The 2,961-nt window shown below is 61.0% G+C and carries 1 protein-coding gene and 1 pseudogene; both read left to right on the forward strand.

Annotated elements, in window-relative coordinates:
* Positions 1-543: 543 nt before the first annotated feature.
* A complete protein-coding gene (ltrA, locus tag PHI64_RS23510) occupies positions 544-1,788 on the forward strand; it encodes a group II intron reverse transcriptase/maturase (RefSeq protein ID WP_299888853.1) in 1,245 nt (414 codons plus the stop codon).
* Positions 1,789-1,861: 73 nt separating this feature from the next.
* Positions 1,862-2,833: pseudogene (locus PHI64_RS23515) on the forward strand (IS66 family transposase); the annotation flags it as partial.
* Positions 2,834-2,961 lie beyond the last annotated feature (128 nt).

A 2,961-nucleotide genomic window follows, 5' to 3' on the forward strand; every position in this document is an offset into this window, starting at 1 on the left:
GTGTGCTACGAACGCGACCACCGTTGTTGAGGTGGAAGCGATGCTTTACCAAAGATGAGGGTAGGCCCCTCGAAGTCGGCTTGCAGGAGCAGGCTTCAAACCGCCACAAGCTGCGGGCGTTAAGAGCGCCCGTGGTGAGCGTTGCTGGAAACGGCGGAGCGAGACTCCGTCAGGTAGGGTTCAAGGAGACGAACGCAAGTGAACCGCTGATGACGTGTCGAAATGTATATAAACGACGTCGAAACCGGGAGGGAGTGGTTGGCCCGGGACAAGGTTGGGGGAAACCTGTTTACTGCCCAACTGGCGTCCGGCATGAAGGCGGCGTGACCTTGATCCAGGCTTTGGTAAGGAACGTAGGAACCTGTCGTCCCGATGCTAAGGGAGAAGCCCAAGCGGATAGCCTTCGCAAGGGTCAGAGTACCGATGCGGGGCACAGGGACGGAGTCGTCCGTAGTAGGGTTGAAGGTTCTGTAATGGGACTGGACCGAAGGGACGGCGTCGTTCAGCTTTGTTATGTGGGCAACCCAAACGGGGAGGACCTGCATGGATAAAGCAAAACCGTTTTGTATTGCCAAGCGTGAAGTTTGGGAGGCCTATAAGCGGGTGAAGGCAAACCACGGATCGGCGGGGGTGGATGGACAGTCGCTTGCGGAGTTCGAAGAGGATCTGAGTAACAATCTCTATCGGCTCTGGAATCGAATGTCATCGGGTAGCTACATGCCACCGCCGGTTCGTCGGGTCGAGATACCGAAGAGCGACGGGAAGATGCGACCGCTGGGAATTCCCACGGTTTCAGACCGTATCGCGCAGATGGTAGTGAAGCGCTACCTGGAGCCCATTCTGGAGCCCGTGTTTCATGAAGACTCCTATGGGTATCGACCTGGGCGTTCCGCGCACGATGCACTGACTGTGGCGCGCAAGAGATGCTGGAGCCACAGCTGGGTACTCGATCTCGACATCAAGGGTTTCTTCGATAACCTCGACTGGAACCTACTGATGCGAGCGCTGCGCAAACATATCGACTGCAACTGGGTACTGCTGTACATCGAAAGATGGCTGCAAGCGCCGGTGCGCATGCCGGATGGTACGCTGGAGAGCCGTGAGAAGGGGACGCCACAAGGGGGCGTCGTTAGCCCCATCTTGAGCAATCTCTTTCTGCACTACACGTTTGATCACTGGATGCGGAGGCATCATCCCGAGATTCGGTTCGAACGTTACGCTGACGATGTTATTTGCCACTGTAGCAGCGAGGCTCAGGCGGTTGCGTTGCGGCAAGCGCTGGAGCTGCGGTTCGCTGCGTGCAAGCTGGAATTGCACCCGCAGAAGACCAAGATTGCCTACTGCAAGGATGCCAATCGGCGCGGTAGTTACCCGGAGCAAGGCTTCGACTTCCTGGGGTATACCTTTCGCCCCCGTCGGTCGATGAATCGCAAGGGGCAGCTCTTCGTCAGTTTCTCTCCTGCTGTGAGTGACAAGGCGGCCAAGTCGATGCGTAAAACCATGCGTCGTTGGCGACTGCATCATCGCGGTGATCTTGGTTTGGATGACCTTGTACGTTGGACTCGTTCGGTGATTCAGGGATGGGTTCTCTACTATGGTCGTTTCTACCCGTCCGCGTTACAGCGGGCGCTGCGGACATTGGATGCTTACCTCGTACGCTGGGCACAACGCAAATACAAACGCTTCAAGGGGCACAAATCGAGAGCATGGGATTGGCTGACGCGATTGCAATCACGGCAACCAAATCTCTTCCCGCATTGGAACCTTGCTGCAACGGTGGGACGATAGGAGCCGGATGAGCCGAGAGGTTCACGTCCGGTTCTGGGAGAGCGTGGGGGTGTGATTCCCCTGCGCCACTCGACTGCCGCTCTATCGGCAAAGCACCATTTTTGCGCGCAGTGGGCTGAGCCTGGAACGATCCCTCCTGGCCGATTGGGTCGGGCAATGCCACACCCTGCTCAGCCCCCTGGTCGAGGCGGTGAAGCGCCACGTGATGGCCGCTGGCAAGGTGCATGCCGACGACACGCCCTTGCCGGTGCTCTCACCGGGTCGGGGCGAAACGAAGACCGGGCGGCTGTGGGCCTATGTGCGCGATGACCGGCCGGCCGCCAGCCAGGATCCGCCGGCGGTCTGGTTCGCCTACTCGGAGAACCGCAAGGGACTCCACCCCCAAGCCCACCTCGCCCCCTTCAAGGGGGTCCTGCAAGCGGACGCCTACGCGGGGTTCGACGCGCTCTTTGAGGGCGGGGCGATCGTCGAGGCGGCCTGCTGGGCCCACGTGAGGAGGAAGTTCTACGACATCCAGCGCGCCCAGGGCTTGCCCCTGGCCGCCGAGGCGCTGACCCGGATCCAGGCGCTGTATGCCATCGAAGCCCGGGCGCGCGGCAAGCCGCCCGCCGAGCGGGCGCTACTACGCCGGCAGGAGGCGGCCCCGCGCCTGGCGGAACTGCATGACTGGCTGCAAGCGCAAAGCAAACGGGTCTCGCGCAAATCGGACCTGATGCAGGCCATCGGCTACGCGCTCAATCAATGGTCAGCCTTGATGCGCTACAGCACGAACGGCCATCTCGAAATCGACAACAATGCCGCCGAACGCGCGCTGCGGGCGGTCGCCGTGGGGAGGAAGAACTTTCTCTTCGCAGGATCGGATGCAGGTGGCGAGCGGGCGGCCGCGATGTACAGCCTGATCGGCACCGCCACGCTGAGCGGGCTCGACCCGGAAGCCTACCTGCGCGAAGTGCTCACGCGGATCGCCGAACACCCGATCAACCGGATCGACGAACTGCTGCCCTGGAACCTCGATCCTGCCAAGCCCATTCTCAAAGCCGCCTGACATGAGCACCGTCGTCCCCCTCAAGCCGCGCACCCGCAAACCGGCCGATCTGTTGCAACTGCGCATCGACCTTGCCGGGATCAAGCCTGCCATCTGGCGCCGGATCGTCGTCCCCGAGTCGATCACCC

Source organism: Zoogloea sp. (genome assembly GCF_028689785.1).
In the GTDB taxonomy this organism is placed as follows: Bacteria; Pseudomonadota; Gammaproteobacteria; order Burkholderiales; family Rhodocyclaceae; genus Zoogloea.